Source organism: Reticulibacter mediterranei (assembly GCF_016587455.1).
Genome location: NZ_BNJK01000002.1, coordinates 503,086 through 523,846, shown reverse-complemented (window position 1 = coordinate 523,846; position 20,761 = coordinate 503,086). Strand labels below are relative to the sequence as shown.

General features: G+C 48.5%; 15 protein-coding genes. 7 read left to right on the top strand and 8 right to left on the bottom strand.

The genetic code is table 11. From position 1 onward, the window contains the following. The first annotated feature begins 26 nt into the window (after positions 1-26). The 4 genes from K3T83_RS40540 (at position 27) to K3T83_RS40525 (ending at position 5,101) form a co-directional block, all read left to right on the top strand. On the top strand, positions 27-869 hold the full coding sequence (locus K3T83_RS40540) for an LAGLIDADG family homing endonuclease (RefSeq protein ID WP_220208842.1): 843 nt from the start codon (positions 27-29) through the stop codon (positions 867-869). A 171-nt stretch (positions 870-1,040) separates the two neighbouring features. Next, the gene (locus K3T83_RS40535) at positions 1,041-1,805 is read left to right on the top strand and encodes a ParA family protein (protein WP_220208841.1); all 765 of its coding nucleotides are present in this window, start codon (positions 1,041-1,043) and stop codon (positions 1,803-1,805) included. Then, the gene (locus tag K3T83_RS40530) at positions 1,789-2,679 is read left to right on the top strand and encodes a hypothetical protein (protein WP_220208840.1); all 891 of its coding nucleotides are present in this window, start codon (positions 1,789-1,791) and stop codon (positions 2,677-2,679) included. Before K3T83_RS40535 ends, K3T83_RS40530 begins: the two co-directional genes overlap by 17 nt. A 1,825-nt stretch (positions 2,680-4,504) precedes the next feature. After that, complete coding sequence (locus K3T83_RS40525; protein WP_220208839.1) at positions 4,505-5,101, top strand: hypothetical protein; 597 nt, start codon at positions 4,505-4,507, stop codon at positions 5,099-5,101. Between the two features lie 281 nt (positions 5,102-5,382). Here the strand turns inward: K3T83_RS40525 and K3T83_RS40520 are convergent, their stop codons facing one another. Both K3T83_RS40520 and K3T83_RS40515 read right to left on the bottom strand, forming a co-directional pair. Next, positions 5,383-5,877: an NUDIX hydrolase gene (locus tag K3T83_RS40520; RefSeq protein ID WP_220208838.1), complete on the bottom strand. Its 495-nt coding sequence runs from the start codon at positions 5,875-5,877 to the stop codon at positions 5,383-5,385. Between the two features lie 341 nt (positions 5,878-6,218). After that, entirely contained in the window at positions 6,219-9,470 is a 3,252-nt protein-coding gene (locus K3T83_RS40515) for a ricin-type beta-trefoil lectin domain protein (protein WP_220208837.1), read from the bottom strand. A gap of 579 nt (positions 9,471-10,049) precedes the next feature. Between K3T83_RS40515 and K3T83_RS40510 the strand changes: the two genes are divergently transcribed. The 3 genes from K3T83_RS40510 to K3T83_RS40500 all read left to right on the top strand — a co-directional run bounded on the left by K3T83_RS40510 (position 10,050) and on the right by K3T83_RS40500 (position 12,191). Next, positions 10,050-10,295 (top strand): hypothetical protein, encoded by a 246-nt coding sequence (locus K3T83_RS40510; protein WP_220208836.1) that lies wholly within the window; start codon positions 10,050-10,052, stop codon positions 10,293-10,295. 74 nt (positions 10,296-10,369) lie between these two features. Further along, positions 10,370-11,731: a PP2C family protein-serine/threonine phosphatase gene (locus K3T83_RS40505; protein WP_220208835.1), complete on the top strand. Its 1,362-nt coding sequence runs from the start codon at positions 10,370-10,372 to the stop codon at positions 11,729-11,731. 172 nt (positions 11,732-11,903) lie between these two features. Beyond that, positions 11,904-12,191, top strand: a complete 288-nt coding sequence (locus K3T83_RS40500) for a hypothetical protein (RefSeq protein ID WP_220208834.1) — start codon at positions 11,904-11,906, stop codon at positions 12,189-12,191. Positions 12,192-12,329: 138 nt separating this feature from the next. On the opposite strand, the gene K3T83_RS40495 is transcribed toward K3T83_RS40500, so the two are convergent. From K3T83_RS40495 to K3T83_RS40470, 6 genes are all read right to left on the bottom strand, one after another. Next, a complete protein-coding gene (locus K3T83_RS40495) occupies positions 12,330-13,292 on the bottom strand; it encodes a sigma-70 family RNA polymerase sigma factor (protein WP_220208833.1) in 963 nt (320 codons plus the stop codon). Between the two features lie 568 nt (positions 13,293-13,860). Then, positions 13,861-14,907, bottom strand: a complete 1,047-nt coding sequence (locus tag K3T83_RS40490; RefSeq protein WP_220208832.1) for a tetratricopeptide repeat protein — start codon at positions 14,905-14,907, stop codon at positions 13,861-13,863. Then, the gene (locus tag K3T83_RS40485) at positions 14,882-16,456 is read right to left on the bottom strand and encodes an ATP-binding protein (protein ID WP_220208831.1); all 1,575 of its coding nucleotides are present in this window, start codon (positions 16,454-16,456) and stop codon (positions 14,882-14,884) included. The genes K3T83_RS40490 and K3T83_RS40485 overlap by 26 nt, the downstream gene beginning before the upstream one ends. Positions 16,457-16,857: 401 nt before the next feature. Then, on the bottom strand, positions 16,858-18,585 hold the full coding sequence (locus K3T83_RS40480; protein WP_220208830.1) for a hypothetical protein: 1,728 nt from the start codon (positions 18,583-18,585) through the stop codon (positions 16,858-16,860). 434 nt (positions 18,586-19,019) lie between these two features. Then, entirely contained in the window at positions 19,020-19,580 is a 561-nt protein-coding gene (locus K3T83_RS40475) for a hypothetical protein (RefSeq protein ID WP_220208829.1), read from the bottom strand. A 136-nt stretch (positions 19,581-19,716) separates the two neighbouring features. Continuing rightward, positions 19,717-20,160 (bottom strand): hypothetical protein, encoded by a 444-nt coding sequence (locus K3T83_RS40470; RefSeq protein WP_220208828.1) that lies wholly within the window; start codon positions 20,158-20,160, stop codon positions 19,717-19,719. Between the last annotated feature and the right edge of the window lie 601 nt (positions 20,161-20,761).

Below are 20,761 nucleotides of genomic sequence, written 5' to 3'. Positions count from 1 at the left end.
ATTCCTTATATATGTAGGAGGTCGCTATGGCTGGGCGTGGATCTCATTGGCTCTATTCTGATTTGCTTACTGAACCTTTCCTTCGTCAAAAATATGTGGTCGAACAATTAACTATTCTCTCTATCGCTGCTGATGTTGGCGTGAGTAGCCTTACTGTTCGCAATTCTCTCAAACAGTTTGCTATTCCTATCAGACCCGAACCTAAGCCGAATCTTGTCGATAGTTCCGGGTTCGTCGATCTTTCATCTGATTGGCATGCCTACTGGGTCGGCTTTATTGCTGCTGATGGCTGTGTCTATATCGATGAGCAACGACATGATTACAGATTGCAGATCGTTCTGAAGATGTCTGATGCCGATCATCTTCGCGATTTTCAGCGCGGCCTTCAGGCTTCCGCTCCTGTTATCGTCGGTTTTAATGGTCAACGTGATGTCGCAAAGATCGTTATCAATGATCGTTTCCTGATCGATGCCCTCTCTACATGGGGCGTTGTTCCTAATAAATCTCTGATCATTCGCTGGCCCGATCGTCTTCCCGATGCTCTGGTTCCAGCTTTTATTCGCGGCTACTTCGATGGCAATGGTACTATCTATCAACGCCATCGCCGTAACGAACGCACTTCCTGGACGGAAACTGTCTGTCGCTTCGTTTCGGGCAGCGTCCTTTTTCTCGATAGCCTGGAACGAGAGCTTGCTAAACGCAATATTCGCTTACTCAAACGCTATCGCAATCAGGATACCAATGCTCATGTCTTACCATTGTCCGGTAGAAAGGAGAATTTGCTCGCTTTTGCCGATTTGATCTATCAAAGCTCTACTGTGAGTCTTCCCCGCAAGAAGGCTCTTTTCGACGCTCTCAGGGAAATGTAGATCGCTCTTAAATAAGGGGAGTGACCTGGCTCTTTGAGATCCCTTTGCATATTGCAGTTTGTTACCTTGTTGGTTTTCTTTTTTTTATTTCGCCTGGTTATTTCATCAAATAACAATGTGCGAAATAATATAAAAGGCGAAATAAAAAGAATTAGAGAAAAAGAGGTATAAATGGTAAAAGTGTATTCCCTCCTAAACAATAAAGGTGGGGTCACAAAAACGACAACAACGGTGAATTTGGCCTATGGCCTGGCACGTGAAGGTCGTCGCGTCCTCGTTATCGATACTGACGCACAGAGCAATAGTACTTATAGCTTGCTCGGTGATCTGGATCGAGAACCCACTCTGTTTGAGGTTTTAATTAGTGGAACAAAAATGGCTGATGCTATTATCCCTACCAACCAAGAAAATCTATTTCTTATCCCTGGCTCCATCAATCTGAGCGCCGCTGATTTACTTATGGCCTCAGCTGCCGGTCGCGAACGCAAACTGGCCCGCGCTCTCGCCCCTGTGAAAGATGAGTTCGATTATGTCCTGATCGATACTCCACCTAATCTGGGCGTGTTGACTGTCAATGCTTTTATTGCCTGTACCGATGTTATCATCCCTATCGCGTTGACAACCTATGCTCTGATCGGTATCAGCATTCTGGAAAGTACTATGCAGGAACTACGCGAAAATCTAGATGTGGAGCTACCAGTCTTTGGCGTTGTGGCTAATCTGGACGATCATACACGCTTGAGTGCCGATGTTCTCGCTGCCGTACGCGAACATTTCGGCGATCTGGTCTTCAATACTGTCATTCCTCGCAATATTAAGGTAGAAGAAGCTCATAATCAAATCGCTTGCCTGTACGACTACGCTCCCAATAGTACTGGCGCTCAGGCTTATACAAAACTCGTGAAGGAGGTGCTACAGCGTGCCGAAGGAAACTAAACGCTTTATCAATCCTCTCCTACGCCCTAGCTCAAATGTTGAGGTAGAAGAAACGAAATCAGAGCCGGTTCAAAAACAGTCTGAATCACAGGTTGCTTCAACAAAAGCGACGACGGACACATCAACGGCTACGTCTGCGGAAGTATCTGTGCCTCCAATAAGAGAAGCTGTGCCGCTTCCTCCAACTACACCAAAGGCTGCCCCGGTCTTGCCTGAGGCTCAGGTTCTAGAACCTGAGCCTCAAACCAGCAGACATTCAGCATATCCATCTACGGAAACGTCTACGTATCGGACAGAGAAAGCAGGGCAGAGAAAATCTCAGGTGAATGAGCCATCAGCAGAAATACAGGAAATCTCTGATATAGGGGAGAGAGAGGATGCGACGATGTATTCTCCTCCCACTTCTGTTGAGTATGCGAATAATACTGTGCCTGGCTCCGAACCTGGATTTAGTGCTGGACATTCTCCCACTTTCCCATCATCTGCTACAGTTGTACCATCTCCAGTCAGCTCTATCTCGCCGTTACACACTGCGTCATATAGCGATGAACGAGTACCTTCACAGGCATCTGAAGAAACCACGTTTGTGTCACCGTTGCCACAAACGTCTACGTATACCTATGGCGAACAAAAGAGGTCATCTATCCAACAAGGATATGATGAACTTGTGGAGCAAGAGTATTATACTCCACCGCCAGTCCGTAGGAGACGTGGTGCTCAATCGTTTGAGAAGACGCACGAGCGTATTACGGTTTGGGTTGATAAACGTCTTAAGCAAGCATTTGAAGAACTGGCCTATACAGAGGAAACCTCGAAAACAGCTTTACTGAATGAAGCCCTGGCAGATCTGCTTAGAAAGCATTCCTCTCGCTAACTCATCAGAACAACTACGTAGATGTATACGAGATCGATAGTCTGATCCTTGTACACATCTACGTATCCGTCTCCGCTTTCGTATACATCTATCTATCTATCTATTGAACAGCTTACTTTTCTCTCTAGCTTTGTCTATAACTCTTGCATCTCTGCTTTCATAAATTTTACATCTACGTATTCGTCAACGGTTACGTATATATGCATTTTATTTTAGATGAGAGAATGAGATGGAGCGCACGCTTTATTTTCCATTATTGTGGATGTAGCCGTTATGTATACGTAAATGTGTATGCTTGTCTAATTCTGATAACAAAGTTCTCAAAGTAATGTTGCCACATACGTAGACGTAAGCGTAATCCTCTACATAAACAGCGACGTAAATATTGATGCTGCGAGGATTTCTTCGGAGAAATACAGGTACACACAAACGTATACGTATACAAAGATATCTACGAATATGCGAACTAGATTTACGTTTATGTGTACCTGTATTTGGGATGTAGAAAGGTTTCCTATGAATATATGTCTTCGTACTTGTCTACGCTTACGTTTACGTATATAAAAAACCGAACTTTTAGCAGAGTATGATGTAGACGGTGATATAGCTGCACACATAAACGTAGATGTAAACATATTCGTACTCGACTGCATCTATGTTTATGTGTGCAGCTATATCACAAATTTTTGCATTGAGTAAACGTAAATGATGCTGGTTACGTCCTCGTTTACGTTTACATACGCGTCTACATCCATATCTATGACTACGTTTTTGAAAGGGCGGGAAACGTAAACGTCTATGTATGTATAAAAAATAACGAGATCGGTACAAGTAGCCAGATACGTTTATGATTACGTAAACGTATCTGGCTACTTGTACGTAAATATTAAGATATCCATGATAGAAACAGCAAAAAAAGATGTTGATGGTGATGGTAACGTTTGCGACTACGTAAACGGCAATGTGTATATCAAATAGCGATCTCATTTTTGCTTCGGGGAAATATGAGCGAGAAGATGTTGAAATCATTGCAATACAAATCTACGTCTACGTTGCCGCTGATGTACACCCGATAAACATAATCCAACAATGCAATGTAAACGTCTACGTAAATATATTGCGCAATGCTTTTATTGCTGTGTTCTCTATATTATCGTATAGGTATCTGTAGCCGAATACGTAGACATAGAAGCTTATGTAAATATCCATGTCCACGTATTCGTAAATCTAAATGGCTGCATGCGCGACGTTAGATAGTACATTGGTAGCTGTCAACAGAGATATTTTTGTCCATGGTTACATCAATAGCTACATAAACATCTGCCTCTACATCTACGTTTACGTCAGCAATTATAGAAAATGAAAGCCTGATTGCAGCCTTCCCGGGTCATTCTTGCGAGCGTTTGTTTTCCATCAACGTTGGCGTGGATGATTACATCTACGTTTACGTACTACAGAAGGTTTTTCAGAGAAGGTGAACAAGTGATGCTCAAACTGGTTGTAAGACGATCGAACAACTATTTGAGACAATCTAACATAGATCGTTTCAATATTCAAGAATATTGTCTGTCTGTCGAGAAGATTATTTGACTTCACGAGTGCCGCGCAGAGAGGAATAGGTGATAAAACTGTGCTCAGCACAGAGAAAACAGTGACCGAGGGTGTCTGGCAGAGGCAAACTCAGACAGAAAAGCTGTCCCAAATCAGACGGTTCGGCCCTCTTACTTTGTGAAGATCACCTTGTGACACTCCTTGTGACCTTCATGACATCGTCTCACACGAGAAGAATATCTGCATACTCTGACAATGGAAAGGAAATCCTGTCTTGTTTACAAAAGTCTTTCGCACTATGCTACCTGGGGTGGTTCTTTTGGGTTTGTTCCTCCTGGCAACATCAAGTGCTTTTGCAGCAACGTCGGCTCCCTTGAGAAAGGCGGCTGATACTGCGAATGCACCTTGCCAAACGCTCGAAGTTCACTTGAATGGCACCCAGCCGGCAACTACACGATGCCTGGATGGACAGACCACATCCGCCACGCCCTCTACAAGTGGTGTTACGCCCAATATTACCAGGTTATCTGATTGTCCCATCCCCGCCGAATTAGATGTGTATTGGGATGCTAATCAGAAGGGGCATCACATCTGCTTCATTGGTAGTGGCGTCGCCAACATGAAGGATTATCAGGTCTGTAATAAATTAGGGTGCAGCGCTGCGGCCTGTGCTGCATTAGGTTGCGTCAGCTGGGACAACGAGGCTAGTAGCTACTTCACCGGTTGCTCGCCAGTTGAGTTCTATACAAATGTCAACCGTACTGGATACCATGTATCGGAGCCAGCCTATCATAATGGAAACTTTACCCCAGGCCCGGTTGACAATGACACACTGTCATCAGTGTATCTCTCCAGTGGTTGCACTGGTTAGTCAGAAATAATAGCTGAAGAGGATCATCGCAAATAGCGCTGCCTCGAACCAACACACATGGCATCCCAGATTGAAGGAATTCAAGGGGGCCGTGTGTGTTCAATATAATATTGATATGTGGGTATTCAAAAACGAAAATGTGGACGTTGTATTCTACGTATCCGTCTACGTAACAAATCTACACCATTTTGTACTTTGTCTCTTGTGAGAGAAGAAATATGTATCTTATAGTCATTATCACCGATTGTTGTTCGCAATCTGATTTGTGAGTTTTCCTATCGCTATACTTTGTTGGCTCCCAGGTTGTCTTTCACGATAATGTGTTGAGCGTTATCGGGCAGGTTGCGTATGCTGGTTGCTAAAAACGTTGGGTAGAGGGTGATGGTGTGCAGTTGGTCGAGCAGGAACCAGCGAAAGAGGATAGGAGTTCCATCATCTTCTACAACTGTAAAGATTCGTTCCAATTTATAGAGAGAAGAGTGTGCTGGTAGGGTAGCTAGATAATAAAAGCTGAACTGATGCTGTGCCGTATCCTCGTTTATGAAAAATTCTTCGCTGGTCCAGAGCAGCCGCTCTATCTGAATATCTGTGTGTAGCTCTTCTCGCATTTCTCGTAACAACGCCTCGTGCGAGGATTCGAGCGGCTTTATGCGACCACCCGGCAATGTCCAGAATGTTCCCTGAACTTCTCCTTGCAATAGAAGATGCTTCTCATAGAGAAATACAGCGGCGGCTCGATGCAACCAGTGCACCACATATTGTGTACCTTGCTCCATTTTATTCTCCCGTATACATGAGATAGTGTATTACCTGAAAACGAAAACGAAAACGTATACGTACCTGTAGATATTCAGGTGTTGAACAACGTGCGATGCAAGGGGATGCGCTGGTTCTCCACTCATTGAAGCTTGACAGACCAGTAGTCGCGTGATTATGCATATTAACCCATTATCGCATATTGCTTGTTTGAAAAATGTGCAGGGGAGAGGATATGGGTTCTCTCACCGACACTTGTTCTGCGAGTGAAGCACAAAAAATGCCGGCGAGAGAAGATCGTTTGGGGAGCAACCGCCGAGCGAACTTGGCGGCTCCATCGTTCACTGCCCTGTGTGAAATGTTATCCCTCAGAACGTCGAGGGGTCTGAGGGACCATCGTGGTAGCACTGGAACTGCCGATAGGAAGTTTCCAGTGTTGAGTGGTAGAGGCGGCACAGTCCGCCAGGACGAGTTGATGTATCCCTGAGTCGGATGCAGGCTCACTCAAGCAGAGACTGGAGGCCGGGTTGAGCAGTGTGCCGTCAGTCTGTGGCTGCCAGATCTGTGAAGAGGCTGCACTACAGTCAGAGAGCATGATGACGGTGAGCTTTGTCTTATCACTGCTCGCGGTCGTCATACATTTGCCCAAGACCTGTAAGGTGCCATCAGCACTCACTGTCCATTGTTGTGCTGCTGTCTGATTGCATCTCACCACCTGAATAGGATTGCCATTGGTGGTCTGGCTAGAATTATCATCGACACAATCTCCGCGACTATTGGTGATGGGACCAACCCCCTTGACGACATCCCAGCGAAATGAGGTTGTTTTTGTCGCTCCCGCACTGTCTTTCACGGTGACGACCACGGTGCTGCTTCCTCCGGTGGTTGGTGTGCCAGAGATCACCCCCGTTGCGCTCTCAATTGAAAGTCCAGCGGGCAGCCCGGTTGCACTATAGCTCAGTTTCTGTTGCGTATCAAAGCTCGCTGCTTTGATTTGCAGCTTGACAGCTTTGCCCACAATCGCCTGCTGCTTGCCCGGGTCTGTCACGGTGATACTATTGGAGGTGGGAAGCTTCCATTGCTGGTTGGCATTCCCAGTACATTGTGCGATGGTTAATGCCGCGTCATTCGCCGGAGCATTCAAGCAGAGACCGGAGGCCGGGTTGAGCAGTGTACCGTTCGCCTGCGGTTGCCAGATCTGTGAAGGGGAGGCACTACAGTCAAAGAGCACGACCGCCGTTCCATCTGTTGTCCCTCCATTTGAGGCCGTCATGCACTTGCCAAGGACTTCCAGCGTGTTGCCTGGACCCTGGGTCCATTGTTGAGCCGCTGTCTGATTGCATCCCACGACCTGGATAGGATTGCCGTTGGTGGTCTCGATTTGCCGATCATCTACGCACTTTCCACTGATGCCGACAATCTGCCCATCAGCAATGGTCCAGTGAAACGAGATTGTTCTGGTAGCCCCGGTATCGTCTTTCGCGGTTACTTGCACGGTTGCGGTCCCTGTCTCCGTTGGCGTACCAGAGATTATTCCAGTTGCGCTGTCGATGGATATTCCGGCAGGTAGCCCTGTCGCGCTATACCTCACTGTCTGCCCTACATCCGAGTCAAGCATCTTGACCTGCAAACTGACAGCTTTGCCCCTGGCCGTTGCCTGATCGCCAGGACCGCTCACATCCAAGATATTCGGAGTGTTCACATCGGGAAGCTTCCAGTGTTGAGTGGTAGAGGCAGCACAGTCCGCCAGGACGAGTTGACCTGACCCTGAGCCGGATGGAGGCTCACTCAAGCAGAGACTGGAGGCCGGGTTGAGCAGTGTGCCGTTGGCCTGCGGTTGCCAGATCTGTGAAGAGGCTGCACTACAATCAGAGAGTGCGATGACTGTGGGACTTGTCTTATCACTGCTTGCGGTCGTCATACATTTGCCCAAAACTTGCAAGGTGCCGTCAGCGCTCACTGTCCATTGTTGAGCTTTCGTCTGATTGCATGGTACGACCTGAATAGGATTGCCATTAGTGGTCTTGCTAGCCTGATCATCGACACAGTTTCCGTGACTGTCGGTAATGGGACCAATCCCCTTGATGACATCCCAGCTAAATGAGGACACGCCTGTTGCTCCAGTGTCGTCTTTCACAGTGATGACAACCGTGCTGCTTCCTCCTGTGGTGATAGTGCCAGAGATCACCCCCGTGGTGCTCTCAAGCGACAGCCCGGTGGGCAGACCCGTTGCGCTATAGGTCATTGTCTTGCCTGCATTGGGGTCTGTCGCCTGGAGCGGGAGATGAATTTTTGCACCCTGGGTAGACACAAGCTTGCCAGGATTGGTCACGTTGATAGTGTGGTCACAATGTGTATAGAGCAACTTGTTGGGCGAATCTGAGCCAGGATCGGTGATGACATCACTCGTGGCACACGCCACCAGCGCGGCTTTTACCTGATCAGGGGTCGCCGAGGGATGAGCAGAGAGGTAGAGGGCCGCCGCCCCAGCAACCAGTGGCGCGGATAACGAGGTACCACTTGCTACCGTTGTGTCTGTGTCACTGGTGTAGGACGCTGTTGGAATATCCTGCCCAGGAGCGAAGAGGGTCACACACTTCCCATAATTAGAAAAGGAAGAGCGGGCATCATTCCGGCTGGTAGCGCCGACGACAATGGCCTGGGAGACAGTGTGTGGAGATGAAAGACAGGCATCCTCATTCTTATTGCCGGCACTCATCACGTAGGTCACACCTGATTGAATAGAATTGGCGACTGCTGCATCCAGGGTATCGTCATGAGGCGTCACGCCCCAACTCATACTCACGACCGCAGGCCGTGTTGCATGGGCCGTGACCCAGTCTATGGCAGCGAGACTGGACGTGGAAGAAGAGACATCCTTACACGTGAGCACTCTGAGTCCATAGAGCTTGACTTTCTTTGCTACCCCCCAGGTCTTCCCACCAATAACCCCGGCTACATCAGTGCCATGTCCTTCACAGTCGCTGTTATCAGCCCCGTTGGGTGCCGAGAATGCTCGTCCTTCGAACTCGGTGTGCGTGGCGCGGATGCCTGTGTCGAGGATATAGACCGACACCTGAGATCCATCAGTATCACTGGTATAGGTATCGCTCAGCGGCAAGTTCGGCTGATCCATACGATCAAGATCCCAGGGAGCACTCGCTTGCGTGCTTGATGTGCTTGACTGGGGAGTATCTGTCTGCCTATCGAGCACTTGTGGAGGAATGGCCCTATCTGGCCTAACAGAGGCGACCTGGGGATCTTTGGCAAGCTGCTGTGCCTGAGACTCCGGTAGGTTGATCGCAAAGCCGTGGAGCGCCGCCGTATAAATCTGGCTCGCCTTGCCATGATAGCGGTTGGCTAGACTGTGTGCCACGCTGGTGATCTCCTCTGGCGTGGACGCAGTTTTGAGAATCACGATATAACTATCAGGAATGTAAGTCGGTTTGTCACCATGTGCAGCTGTCATGGGAGCCGTCTGCTCTTGTGCTGCCTGAAACGCATGTGCGCTCATGGTCGTTCCGACCAACAGAGCGATGATGCCACCGAGAAGGAGAATACCGATAAGACGGACAAGGGCGAGCTTTTTGCCTGGTTTCACTTGTTTCCTCATACAAAATTTCATTTAAATTAGGATTTGGGGATAGATAGACCCCTTGCTTACGTTGCATGTCAGCCTCCGGGTTTGGCATCTAGTTTATTTAGCTAAAAAAAGGCTGGCAATATAAGCAAAGTCATTGAAAAGCGATATATATAAATAAATATATATTTATATATTATCTTTCTCCATTAATATAGCCTGTTGTGGAATATGAAAGATTGTAAAATCTTGCTCTGATGTCAGATATCATGTCCGATAAAGCGCTATCAGAAGACAGTCGTATAAGACTTTATGAAGATTCTATTGTCCTATGAACTGGTATCGTGCCAATGGGCAGATGTTTGTTAGTCCCTCCAGCTTTTTTGGCCCCTTATACTAAGAAAGGGCTACTATTTCCCGCTTCTTCACATTGCTTTGTGTAATGCTGGCGGCTGTTGAGGAAGCGTTCTGGGAGATAATCGTAAGCTTCCTTGCCTATAATGAGAACAACGGGTGGGGAGAGGTGAGGCATTTTGTATGATGAAGAGGAGAAATGGCATTGTAGCATCGTTTTTTATGATATGCCCCTGAAGTGGGAAGGAACCTGTCATCATGTGTGTGAGCGAAATTGCCCAGATTCGTCAACAGATCGAATTAGAAATGGATGCCATGCGTTACGCTCTTTCTGGCCTCGCGCTTGGTACAGCTCGCCATTCCTTTATTCAGACAAAGATGGAACGGATTGGCGCGTGCCAGCATTCGTTGGCTCACCATATCGGCGAAGATGCCGCCAATCAACTTGTCTGTTCGCTCTATGTACGGACGATGGAAGAGGCGTCGTCTCAATTTGACGTGTAAGCGTAGATCGTTCTTGTATGCCGTGTCTCTACCCTCTGTCCTTCCTATACTTTGACGCTTGAGAGGATTATGGCATGCTGGAGGAGTTCAAGGATATTTACGATATCCATGATTGGTTGCGTTACGTAACGTGGTCGGGACTGTTGATCGCGGCAGTGTTTCTTTTCTATGTTTCGGGTGGTTTTCCGCCACAGGCCTGGCTATTCTTTTTTCAATTCCTGTTCCAGCTTCCTCGCCTCTGGGGTGCGCAGGGGGCGAGTGTGCTACTGCCTTTGTTGGTTCTGCTGCTGCTCTCGCTGCTCTGGCTTGCCTGTTGGGGAGCACTTTTTTGGGCCTGCTTCGCCCTGATTCGTCATCACCACAAGCAGGTATTGAACAGCATGCGGCGCAAAGGGATGCGCTGGCTCTCCACTCAGGCCATGCGCCGGGAAGGAGTGCAGACAACGCAGTTCATGATCAGTCGAGCGCAACAACCCGGTTCGCCAGTCACGTTGCCAAAGCTGAGCCTGCCCCAGCGATTTCCACAATTGCAGGCCGTAACGCTCTCTTCGCTGGCGACGATCGATTACAACACACCTCCACATATAAGGACGCCCGAACATGCAACTTCCTCTCTGCTTGTTGCCGATTCTCCGTTTGTGCCTCCAGTGAGATCGGTTTCGGCGTTGCCCCTGAAGGTCGGAGTTGGCTGGAATCCTGGTATCGTGCGTCAGCGCTCTCCCAACGAAGATAGCGTGATGGTGCTGCAAAATACCTGCTCTCACCGGGGAGAACTGATTCCCTTCTCTCTACTGGTTGTTGCCGATGGTATGGGTGGGCATCAGCACGGTCAGGAGGCCAGTCGGCTTGCGGTTCTCAATATGATGCATACAATTTTACAGAATATTCTGTTGAGCAACGAGTTGAGCGACGAATTGCTGGTCGATATGCTTGTTGGCGGCGTCGATTGGGCCAATCGCGCTATCTACCAGCGGGGCCGCGAGCTGGATTGTACGATGGGGACGACGATGACCGCTGCTCTCGTGGTTGGAATGAGGGCGTACGTCATCAATGTTGGCGATAGCAGAACGTATCTTTATCGCGAGGGTGTGGGACTGCGCCAGATCTCACACGATCATTCTGTGGTGGCGACGCTTGTAGCCTTTGGTGAAATCACGCCCGATGAGGTCTATACACATCCCGAACGCGGCAAGATCTACCGCTGTGTAGGCAGTGACGAAAACGTAGACGTAGATGATTTTGCAATCGATCTTTGTCGCGGCGATATATTGCTGCTCTGCTCTGATGGCCTCTGGGAGATGGTGCGCGACCCCGCTATAGCGCGTATTTTGCAGCAATATCAAGATCCCATGCATGCCAGCGCCGCCCTGATCGAAGCTGCATTACGTGGTGGCGGCGTCGATAACGTGAGCGCAGTTGTGGCTCGCGTAATGTAGGTTGTGAATTTACACACCGGAGAGATTACTGGCTTCGTTTTTCCTTCACTGAGACAATTTTTCGACATATTCATGATATGCCTGCGACAAAATGTTGCTAGACTACCTCTTATTACCGGTATCAGTTATTATCGGTAATAGATAATAAAGCGGAAGAAAGAAGTCTGAGTTTATGAAAAATGAAAAGGGATCTGCGTTGTTTTATGGGGCTGTTGCGATTACTGTAGTGGCTCTGTTATTTTGTGTCTACTATATCATACCTGGCATCTATCATATACCTGTTCCTGCCTATGCCGAACCAACAAAGGTTCATTATAAGTATATTGCAGTATTTGGAGGGATAGCAGTTCTGGGTATTATCGGCGCATTGCTTGTACGGCTCAGGGGTAGCATGAAATCATCGCAGAGTGATCGCATTAGCCTGAAGGAAGAACAGAGTGCACTGATGAGGGATCGTTAAGACAAGGTGACGGAGTGAAAAAATACGGATGGGTGATCCTGGCAGGGGGATCACCCATCCGTTTGTTTATACAGGAGGCTCAACTATGAGTTCCCCTGTTCCCCATCGTCGTAATGACTCAATGTTGTTGTTTTCCTCTCACCCCAAAAATTCCTGGAGCATCCTGCTACGGCAGGGGAGATCCAGCTTTTTCAACGCTCGAAATTCCACCTGGCGTACAGCCTCGTGGCTCAACCCCATTTTTTTACCTGTTTCCGTAAGACTATGCTCTCCGTTACCGTCTAATCCAAACCGCAATTGCAAAACTCTCTTTTCGCGTGGCGTCAAACAGTTGAGTAAATCCTGCATTTGTTCTTGCAGCGTTTGTGCGAGGACGACGCGTTCTGGCGAATAGACCGGATCATCCTCCAACAGCTCACTCAGGGCGATTTCGTCTTCACCTCCTTTCCGTGGCATGTCCAGGCTCACCGTTTCCTGGTTCGTCGAGAGGAGCGTAATCACCTGTTGGACGCTTATCTCCATCTGGCCCGCCAGTTCTTCCAGGGTAGGCTCTGCCACTTCCCCTTGTTGCTGTAGCCGCCGCCTCACTCTTCCCAGTCGTTTGATCTCTTCCACCTTATAGAGCGGCACACGAATCATATGTGCCTGTTCTGCCAGGGCGCGGGTAATATACTGGCGAATCCACCAGGTGGCGTAGGTACTGAATCTATAACCTTTCTTATGATCGAATTTTTCAACTGCATGCATCAGGCCCAGATTCCCTTCTTGGATGAGGTCCATCAGATCCACACCAAAGCCTTTGTACTTCCTTGCTATATGCATCACCAGCCGCAGATTAGCCTCGATGAGTTGACGCTTGGCCTCTCGCACATCTGCCTCTTCCGTTCCTCTGGCCGCGCGTTGGAGACCGCGTTGTCGTTTTCCAACTCTGCCACGTTCAATGCGCTCGGCCAACTGCGAGACTTCCTCAGTCGAAAGCAGTTCCACCTGTCCTATCTCATAGCGATAATAACGGGTCGTATCGTTCAGGCTCAAAGTTTCGGGGTCGGCCTGTATGCGCGCCATCGTTTCGTTTGTATCCATCACGGTCGTATTGTTCATCTGGACTCCTCCCAATAGTGTTCACTAGTCTCTGTGAGTATGAGTATAGGTTGCGGGGCTTTCTGCTATCTCCCAGCCACCTTCCCTACCTGTGTATGCACGCTTTTCTCTCTGCTGCTCATGAAAAGTGTTGATCTTTCTTGAAGCAGAAATAAGCTGAAGTATTTATTGTGCCTTCCTGGGAAAGAGCCGCCCGTCAGCGGTCTATTTGTTGCTATCCGTTATGAAATGCTTTCTATCGGGAAGAAATAATGGGGAAAATGATGGGTACTGAGTGGTTCCAATTTGGGGAGATTGGTCGTTGTCTTTCTTTTCTGACCCTTTCTGCAAAGATCAGAATGAGTCTTGTACCAAATCTTATAATTGTAGTTTGTTTGTACCAAAACACACAGCTCTACAACTGTTCGGACGTGACCAGATCTGCCTGTGCCAGATTCCACTGCGCTGGTGAACCTTTCAACTGCACTGGCGCTATATGGATCAGTTTTTTGACCAGTGCAAAAGAACCTGGCAAACTCTGCTTTAAAGGCTCAGAGAGGCATTCCTTCAGCAAGGCTTGAGCTTTGGTTTAGAAGTTCTTCTTCTCTTGTGACTGACACGCCTCAATGGCTAGAGAAATAACGCTTTGCAGGGGAAGCGTTTTCCCTATTGCCCAATGTTGCATCCATATTGCTTCATCCACCTGTGCTCTATTTTGCTTGAGAGCATCTTCATAGTGAGGCATATATACTGAAGCCAGACGAGACCCTAAGTGCTCAAACATCGCTTCCGCCGCACCTCCAACCTGCGCAGCAACCGTTACTGCGCCAACGCCTCCCAGACAAACGCAGCAAGCACACAATATGGTTGCAATGTTATGCCCAGGAAATGCCTCCAGGCCGACCGTCTGGAATAACATCAATATTTCTTGCACATGTGTGAGGGCAGCAGGCAGATTGCCACTAAAGTATTCTACAGCAAAAAGTAGACCCAGTACTGCAAATAATTCAAGTGGTCGCTGGCATGGACGTAACAATGCGAGGCTTTTATGCAGTCTTTGTGCAGCTATCTCCAGGTGGTGATCTTGAAAAAGGGCTACTCCTCCCAGTTTTGCCAGCGCGTTCCCCATTCCCAGAGGGTCGCCTAAATCCTGATATAGTTGCAAGCAGTTTTCAAAGTAGTGAGTGGCCTGTGCCCATAGCTTCTGATAATAGTATGTTTCTGCCAACATATACGTAGCTCTTGCCAACCCGTGCATTTCACCCTCTGCTTGATAGAGTGCTCTACTCTCCTCAAACAACGGTTTGGCCTGTGTATAGTTCTCTTCCCACCAATATAGTTGACCTTGTATGAGCACCAATTGGGCACGCAGACGGGGGGAAGGAGCTTCTTTGAGGCCGAGAGCCGCAGAAATCCAGCGACGGCCTTCATCAAAGAAGCTCTGCCTTTCCCAGAAGGGTGCAAGAGCACAACAAAAACGAAAAGCCACCTCTGCGGCCTGTTGCCCGATGACAAAGGCCAGAGCCACACGAATATTTTCCAATTCTTGTTTCAACCTCTGTGTGGCCTGAAGCATATGAGGCCCATGAGCCAATTCTGCTCCCGCAGTTTCAACCAGTTGTAAATGATATTCCACATGTTTCCACTGAATATGCGTCAATTCCCCACTCTGCTGTAACTCCTCCAATGCATAATTGCGAAGCGTTTCCAGGAGAAAAAAACGAGGTGTTTCTGGTTCTTTTTCGGGATCGGAAAAAAAAATGCCGGGCAACAAAGCTCTGATTCACCAGGCTTTCCAGGCAAACGAGGTAATCATGTTCGGTTTCCCCGGCGGAGGTCACAATAGCTTGTAAGGCTTCTTCCGTAAATCCATCAGTAAAAACACCCAGGCGCGTAAATAAGAGTTGTTCTTCGGGCTGTAAGAGTTGATAGCCCCAATCAATGGTCTGTGAAAGGGTCTGCTGGCGTTCGGGGAGATTACGCCATTGGATCAAGGAAGGATGCTTGCGCTTGATTGTTCTCTTTGAGAGGTCATTCCTATCTTCTTTCAATTGCTTTAACAACTGGGATGGTGATGAGAATCTGATACGGGCTGCCGCAAGCTCTATAGCAAGGGGCAAGCCATCGAGACGCACACATATTTCAGCGACGGCGGAGACATTATGTGTTGTCAGGACGAAGGCACGTTGCACCGCCTGGGCGCGCTCAACAAAGAGTTGGATAGCCGGAATCTGGGCAAGCATATCCCGCCCAACGCCCTTTTTGGGCATGGCAATCTCAAGGGGCGGCACCTCCATGAGATGCTCACCGTATAGGCTCAACACTGCCCGACTGGTCACCAGTATTTTGATCTGTGGTGCTCGTTCTAACAGGGTGATGATAAGCGAGACTGCTCCAAGCAGGTGCTCAAAGTTGTCCAACAGCAGTAAGAGTTGTTTTTCGCGAAGAAAACTCTGTAGTTGGTAGTCTATATTGCCATGTGTATGATCAGCAGGAGAATCAAGCAAACCGAGAGCCTGCGTGATGGCAGAGGAGACCAGTCTGGGATCGCGTAAGGCGGCCAGTGAGACAAAACAGATGCCATCGGGGAAATGTTTTTCTATCAGCCGCGCCACTTCAAGAGCCAGGCGTGTTTTCCCAATACCGCCTGTTCCGGTGAGCGTCAATAAACGAACATCCGCTCGCTGAAGCTGTTCACAGATCTGTTGCAGTAAGCTCTCACGTCCAATCAATGATGTAAGGTCTGCCGGAAGCTGAAAACAGCGTCGCGAGGAAGAGGGAGTGGGGGAAAATGTCTCATCCAGGAGCAAGGCTATGGGCGGTGTTCTTTCTAGCCGATCAAGAGGTGACATATCCCATTCATTGGTAGAAAAAGCCTCTGGTTTCAAGCCCATGAGTGCAAGTAATTCAATCGCTTCAGTATGGTTGGTTATGGCACCCCAATCCGCGAGCGTTTTGATGATTTGCTTCACTTCTTTATGGGAAAGGAGAGCGTCATCGCTTCCATGCAGCTTGTGACTGAGCGAATGAGATTCTAGCCCAAGTGCTGCTGCCAGATCTTTCTGAAGATAACCAGCCCGACGACGAGCAGTGGTAATCTGTTCGCGGAAACGGGCGAGTTGAATCGTTGCTTTGATATTGGAACGCTGCTTTGGAGAGGTGTTGTTTATGGAATTCCTTTTCAATGAAGGTTACCTTTTCCTATATATTCAACAGTTCTTCACAGAACTGTTCGTCGAGTGTATCCCCAGGAAATAATAATCCATGCGTATAGATGAACGCAATTTTATCGCAATTTTCCCGTAACATTTCTACATCATGTGTTGCTAGACGTGGATTGGGATGGTGGTGGAGTCAGGGGGAATGGTGGTTGCCGCTGGTGCTGGCCCAAACGACTTTAAGGAGATGTGTATATTTGAGGACGAGTTAAGGGAAATCAATCTCAATTGATTATTATAAATTTCCTTTCAAAGCCGGTAAGGTCATTCGTAGTTTCCCGATATATCGGGAAACTACGAATGACCTTACCGGCTTTGAAAGGAAATTTATAATAATCAATCAGGTATTGGACACGTTGGCCCATCTTCTATTTAGAAACAAACCAGAGTGTTCCATCTATATCGCCGTTGTAGATGAGACTTTTGCTCTTGTTAAATTGGTCAGCGATGATATCGTAGCGCTTTCCCTCAGTCAATGTTCGTAAGATGTGAGGATTAGACATCGACACCTGTTCTAAGCCAGCGTTTTGCCGATACACTCCCTCGGCTGCTGTGGCATAGTCAAGACCTTTGATTCCCTCACTGGCAGTGATTCTTGTAATGCGAACATCTCCTTCGGTTGGAGAATCGCCTTCGTTGGAAGACGGTTCGAATTGATAATCCTTCGCGTCCACATAATATACGCGAAGCCCCCAGTCAAAACCACGACCCCACCGAGATTTCACGTGGACCGCTGCCTGGCTCGTAAGCAGGATCTGGGGGACGCTCTTCCACCACTCTCCATCTGTGCCATCAGTCCAGTATGCGATCACTTCCCAACCAACGACGAGGTATTTATTATCTGGACCAAACTGAAATGTGTACTCCCAATAACCAGCGCCGGTGCCGATCCTGGCAACTTTCATGTCGCTGCTGGAAATGACCACATCAGAGCTTAGGGGGTAGGTGTTATAGCCATAGAGCCATGAGTGGACGCCTCCCGTTTCTGCTGTTCCAATACCTTCCTTTGGTTCATTGCCAATAGCGTTTTTTACTTTGAAGTAGAAGTCCTGCCGCGCATTCACGGCACCGAGGAGAGCAAGCAGGTAGTTTGCTTTCTCTTGCAACTGGATACGGAGATCGGCATCTGTAGCCAGGGCACTTTCATTGGCCTGCACGCTGGAAATCAGCTCCTGGTAGTTTTTTGAATACTGGTTTTGATAATATTTCGGACAAGATCCGTAGAGGGCTATAATGTCCCAATAGTCGGTGTAGAGCAGATGAAGATCGATAAAGACAGAAGGCGCAATATCGATTATGCGCGGATAGGAAGTGTCAATTGTACTGTAATGCTGTAATAATGCTTCGAGGTACGTGCCTTTCTCGTTCTGCTTGAACCAATCAAGCGCCTCGTTAATTTTTTCTGGATTCCAGGGGCCGATTGGTGATGTCCCTTTGTAACCAATCATTGTGAGATCGAATGACAGATTGATATTGTTCTGTGATGCTGCCTGCATGAAGCTCGTGCTACCCTCTGCACTAAAGATTTCGGGGGCTTCTCCTTTGAATGCGGCCTTGAACTTGTCCATACTTTCCACACTGGTGGCCTGGCAGACGTAAACAGCAATAAAGAGCGAACCGCGTTGGGCACCAGCAATGAAGTAATCACCATACACCCGTCGGAATTCCTGCGGATTGCCAATCAGCTTTTTTGCCTGCTCCGTAAGTTGGTAGTTCCCACCTTCATCATAACCAGCATACTGTGACTTGTATTTGGCAATCAATGTAACAGAGAGTTCAGAGAATTTGATGGTACTCAGGTATTCCGTTGATGCGGTTACCTCAGCGCCTGCTATATTGTACTTGCCTGAAGCTGAAGCCTCAATTTCACGGTCCAGGTCGCTTTCATTCTGGATGAAGCGATAGTGCTCTTCAGATGATTTTACGGTCTGAGGCTTCGGGGTAAATGGCTGTAATGCATTACCGGATAAGCCTCCGGTCACGGCGTTGATCCCTTTCCCAAAACCATATCCTTTACCCCACTGGATACCGGTGATTGCCTGGTCCAGGTCAGTCGCTGCATTCCCAACGATTTTGTCCTTGATTGCAATAGACATGTTTTACCTCCTCAATTCTTTGCCCCGTTCCAATTTGACAGGGTTCCTCTTGTCAATGCTGTTAGTATATCCTGATGATCTTCGGCTCCTCTGGTCGCATAACCGTGCGTGCGACCTTCCCTGAAGACACTCATAATAGGAGTGGTTCCTCTGCTTCAAGTTCATCTGACGAAAGTGTAACAGGCATCAAAGATATATCAAAGGCTTTTGTTGCGGAAAAGGTGCGATACAGTTGCGGGAAAAGTGCGATACAGTTCCTTTAATCAGCAAGCTATCAGTGTTACATCCGCTCTATTCATCCGTTGAACCGAGAAAGAGATAGAAAGCCGCTTTCTCTGCTGAGAGGAGGCGGTTTTTTGTTGCTTCAGAGTGCATGGGCATCAAAAAAAGACCTTGCGGTCATGCTGGAACGGGTGCGGCGGGGCCAGGCCAGCTCACGAATGATGCTCTTCTAGCTCTTCCTTGTCCTTCCGCACGCGCTCAATCGAGACATACGTTACGGTGTCCCAGGCGTTGTGGATGCCGATAAACAGGAATAGCACGGTCGCCGCGCCAATGACGAAGAGAGCTGGTGTCAGGTTTGCTGAGAGGACGATCGCTGAAATAAAGATAGCGGTGTAGGCGACAAGCGGCAGGATGACATGCCACATCCAGTCTTCGAGGACCGGTTCATATGTATCTTGAATCCGCGCGCGTCTGAAGACAACAAGGCCATAAATAGTACCGCTGAAACCGATAATGCCCAGAAGAATCGCCGCCTGCCAGAGCGCGGGCCAGGGTGCGCTGAGGATCGCGGCAATGAGCAGTGCAGCACAAAAATGCACGACGGTTGGCGTGCCAAATGCCGCAACCGACGCGGATGTCTGTCGCCCTCGCACGCCCGCAATCAGTGTAATGACCACAAACATCAATCCTGTCAACGCCGCAGCCGCCCCCCCGACGATGACGTAAAAGTTTGCCCAGGCGGGAAGCGGCGAGACCACAGCTTCATGCATAATTGACTCCTGTACGAAACCTGATGTGTTTGTTTGGGAGCATAGCAGGAAACTTATGTATCTGTCAATGGAAATTTAGGGATGAAACGGCGCGGGAAAGAGAGCCACCTCTTTCATTGCTCTTTACCGTCTGTTCTTATCCGTGTCGATATAGATCGAGCAGAACGTGCTCCAGGGACTCGGAAAGCTTCATCCAGAGCGAGGGATCGCCGATATCGTTGGTCAGATCAGTAACCAACTGACTGTTAACGGCGTCAATCGTCTCTTGAATGAAGCGCTCTTTTGAGAAGGCATAGATGCGATGACTTTTCTCTTTGCCATAAGGAGCATCAACCATAGACCAGACGTGCTGACCCTCTTTTACTCCCATGTAGCGTATATGGTAATTATGGTAATCTGAGCCGCCACAGGCGGGCTGAATATGCAGATTATAATGGCTGGCCGGTTGATATCGATCATATTCTCGCATCCCCAACCATCCCAATTGTTGGACCAGCAAGTCCGGGCTGGTCCAGAACCACCTTGTTTGATGGCCGCTGCGAGCGGCATAGGGTTTCCGCCGTTTCAGTCTTCGGCGCATGTTTCTCGCTCCGTTTCGTGCTACCCGTGTGGGCGCTGGGAGCGCACTCAACCAGGCAGGAGAGCAAGAGGGAGCGCTGATCTGGAAATGGTGGAGAGATGGACGAAGATCACACGCCTCTATCGCCTTGCGTTTGTCCGTGCCATCAGCTGAGAGCGCGAGTCAAGGGCACAAAAGCCTTTTCTGCCGTATGGCCTTCTTTTTTGAGCGGCCAGCCTGCATGAATAATGGACTGTCGTGTGACAGCCTGTTTCTTTAGTGCCTTCCATCGAGCTTCTACACTGAAGGACTTACCGGTTAACCACAAGCATCAGACGTGTTTCTCCTGAAAGATAGCATTTCAACAATATTTCTAACAAAATCATCATAACATATTGCAGAGAGGGAGAACAAGGCCATGAAGCTCCCCTGTTATAGTCGAGCGATTGATTACTATATTCATGAAATCCTCCGGGAAGAGAAAATTCTCCCCCTCCCGTAGCGACAAAGGGAGGCGTGATGTGGTGTGCGGGCCTTGCGCTTGTCGCTCTCCCTTTGCTTGTTGCCAACGGCGACAAGCGCAAGGCCCCGCCAAGACCCCCAACCTCTCCTTGTCGCTACG

Bases quoted from the DNA above. Each gene is read 5' to 3' on its own strand.
- K3T83_RS40540 (WP_220208842.1), top strand. From the start codon at position 27: ATGGCTGGGCGTGGATCTCATTGGCTCTATTCTGATTTGCTTACTGAA.
- K3T83_RS40535 (WP_220208841.1), top strand. From the start codon at position 1,041: ATGGTAAAAGTGTATTCCCTCCTAAACAATAAAGGTGGGGTCACAAAA.
- K3T83_RS40520 (WP_220208838.1), bottom strand. From the start codon at position 5,877: ATGGAGCAAGGTACACAATATGTGGTGCACTGGTTGCATCGAGCCGCC.
- K3T83_RS40515 (WP_220208837.1), bottom strand. From the start codon at position 9,470: ATGAGGAAACAAGTGAAACCAGGCAAAAAGCTCGCCCTTGTCCGTCTT.
- K3T83_RS40510 (WP_220208836.1), top strand. From the start codon at position 10,050: ATGTGTGTGAGCGAAATTGCCCAGATTCGTCAACAGATCGAATTAGAA.
- K3T83_RS40505 (WP_220208835.1), top strand. From the start codon at position 10,370: ATGCTGGAGGAGTTCAAGGATATTTACGATATCCATGATTGGTTGCGT.
- K3T83_RS40500 (WP_220208834.1), top strand. From the start codon at position 11,904: ATGAAAAATGAAAAGGGATCTGCGTTGTTTTATGGGGCTGTTGCGATT.
- K3T83_RS40495 (WP_220208833.1), bottom strand. From the start codon at position 13,292: ATGAACAATACGACCGTGATGGATACAAACGAAACGATGGCGCGCATA.
- K3T83_RS40480 (WP_220208830.1), bottom strand. From the start codon at position 18,585: ATGTCTATTGCAATCAAGGACAAAATCGTTGGGAATGCAGCGACTGAC.
- K3T83_RS40475 (WP_220208829.1), bottom strand. From the start codon at position 19,580: ATGCATGAAGCTGTGGTCTCGCCGCTTCCCGCCTGGGCAAACTTTTAC.
- K3T83_RS40470 (WP_220208828.1), bottom strand. From the start codon at position 20,160: ATGCGCCGAAGACTGAAACGGCGGAAACCCTATGCCGCTCGCAGCGGC.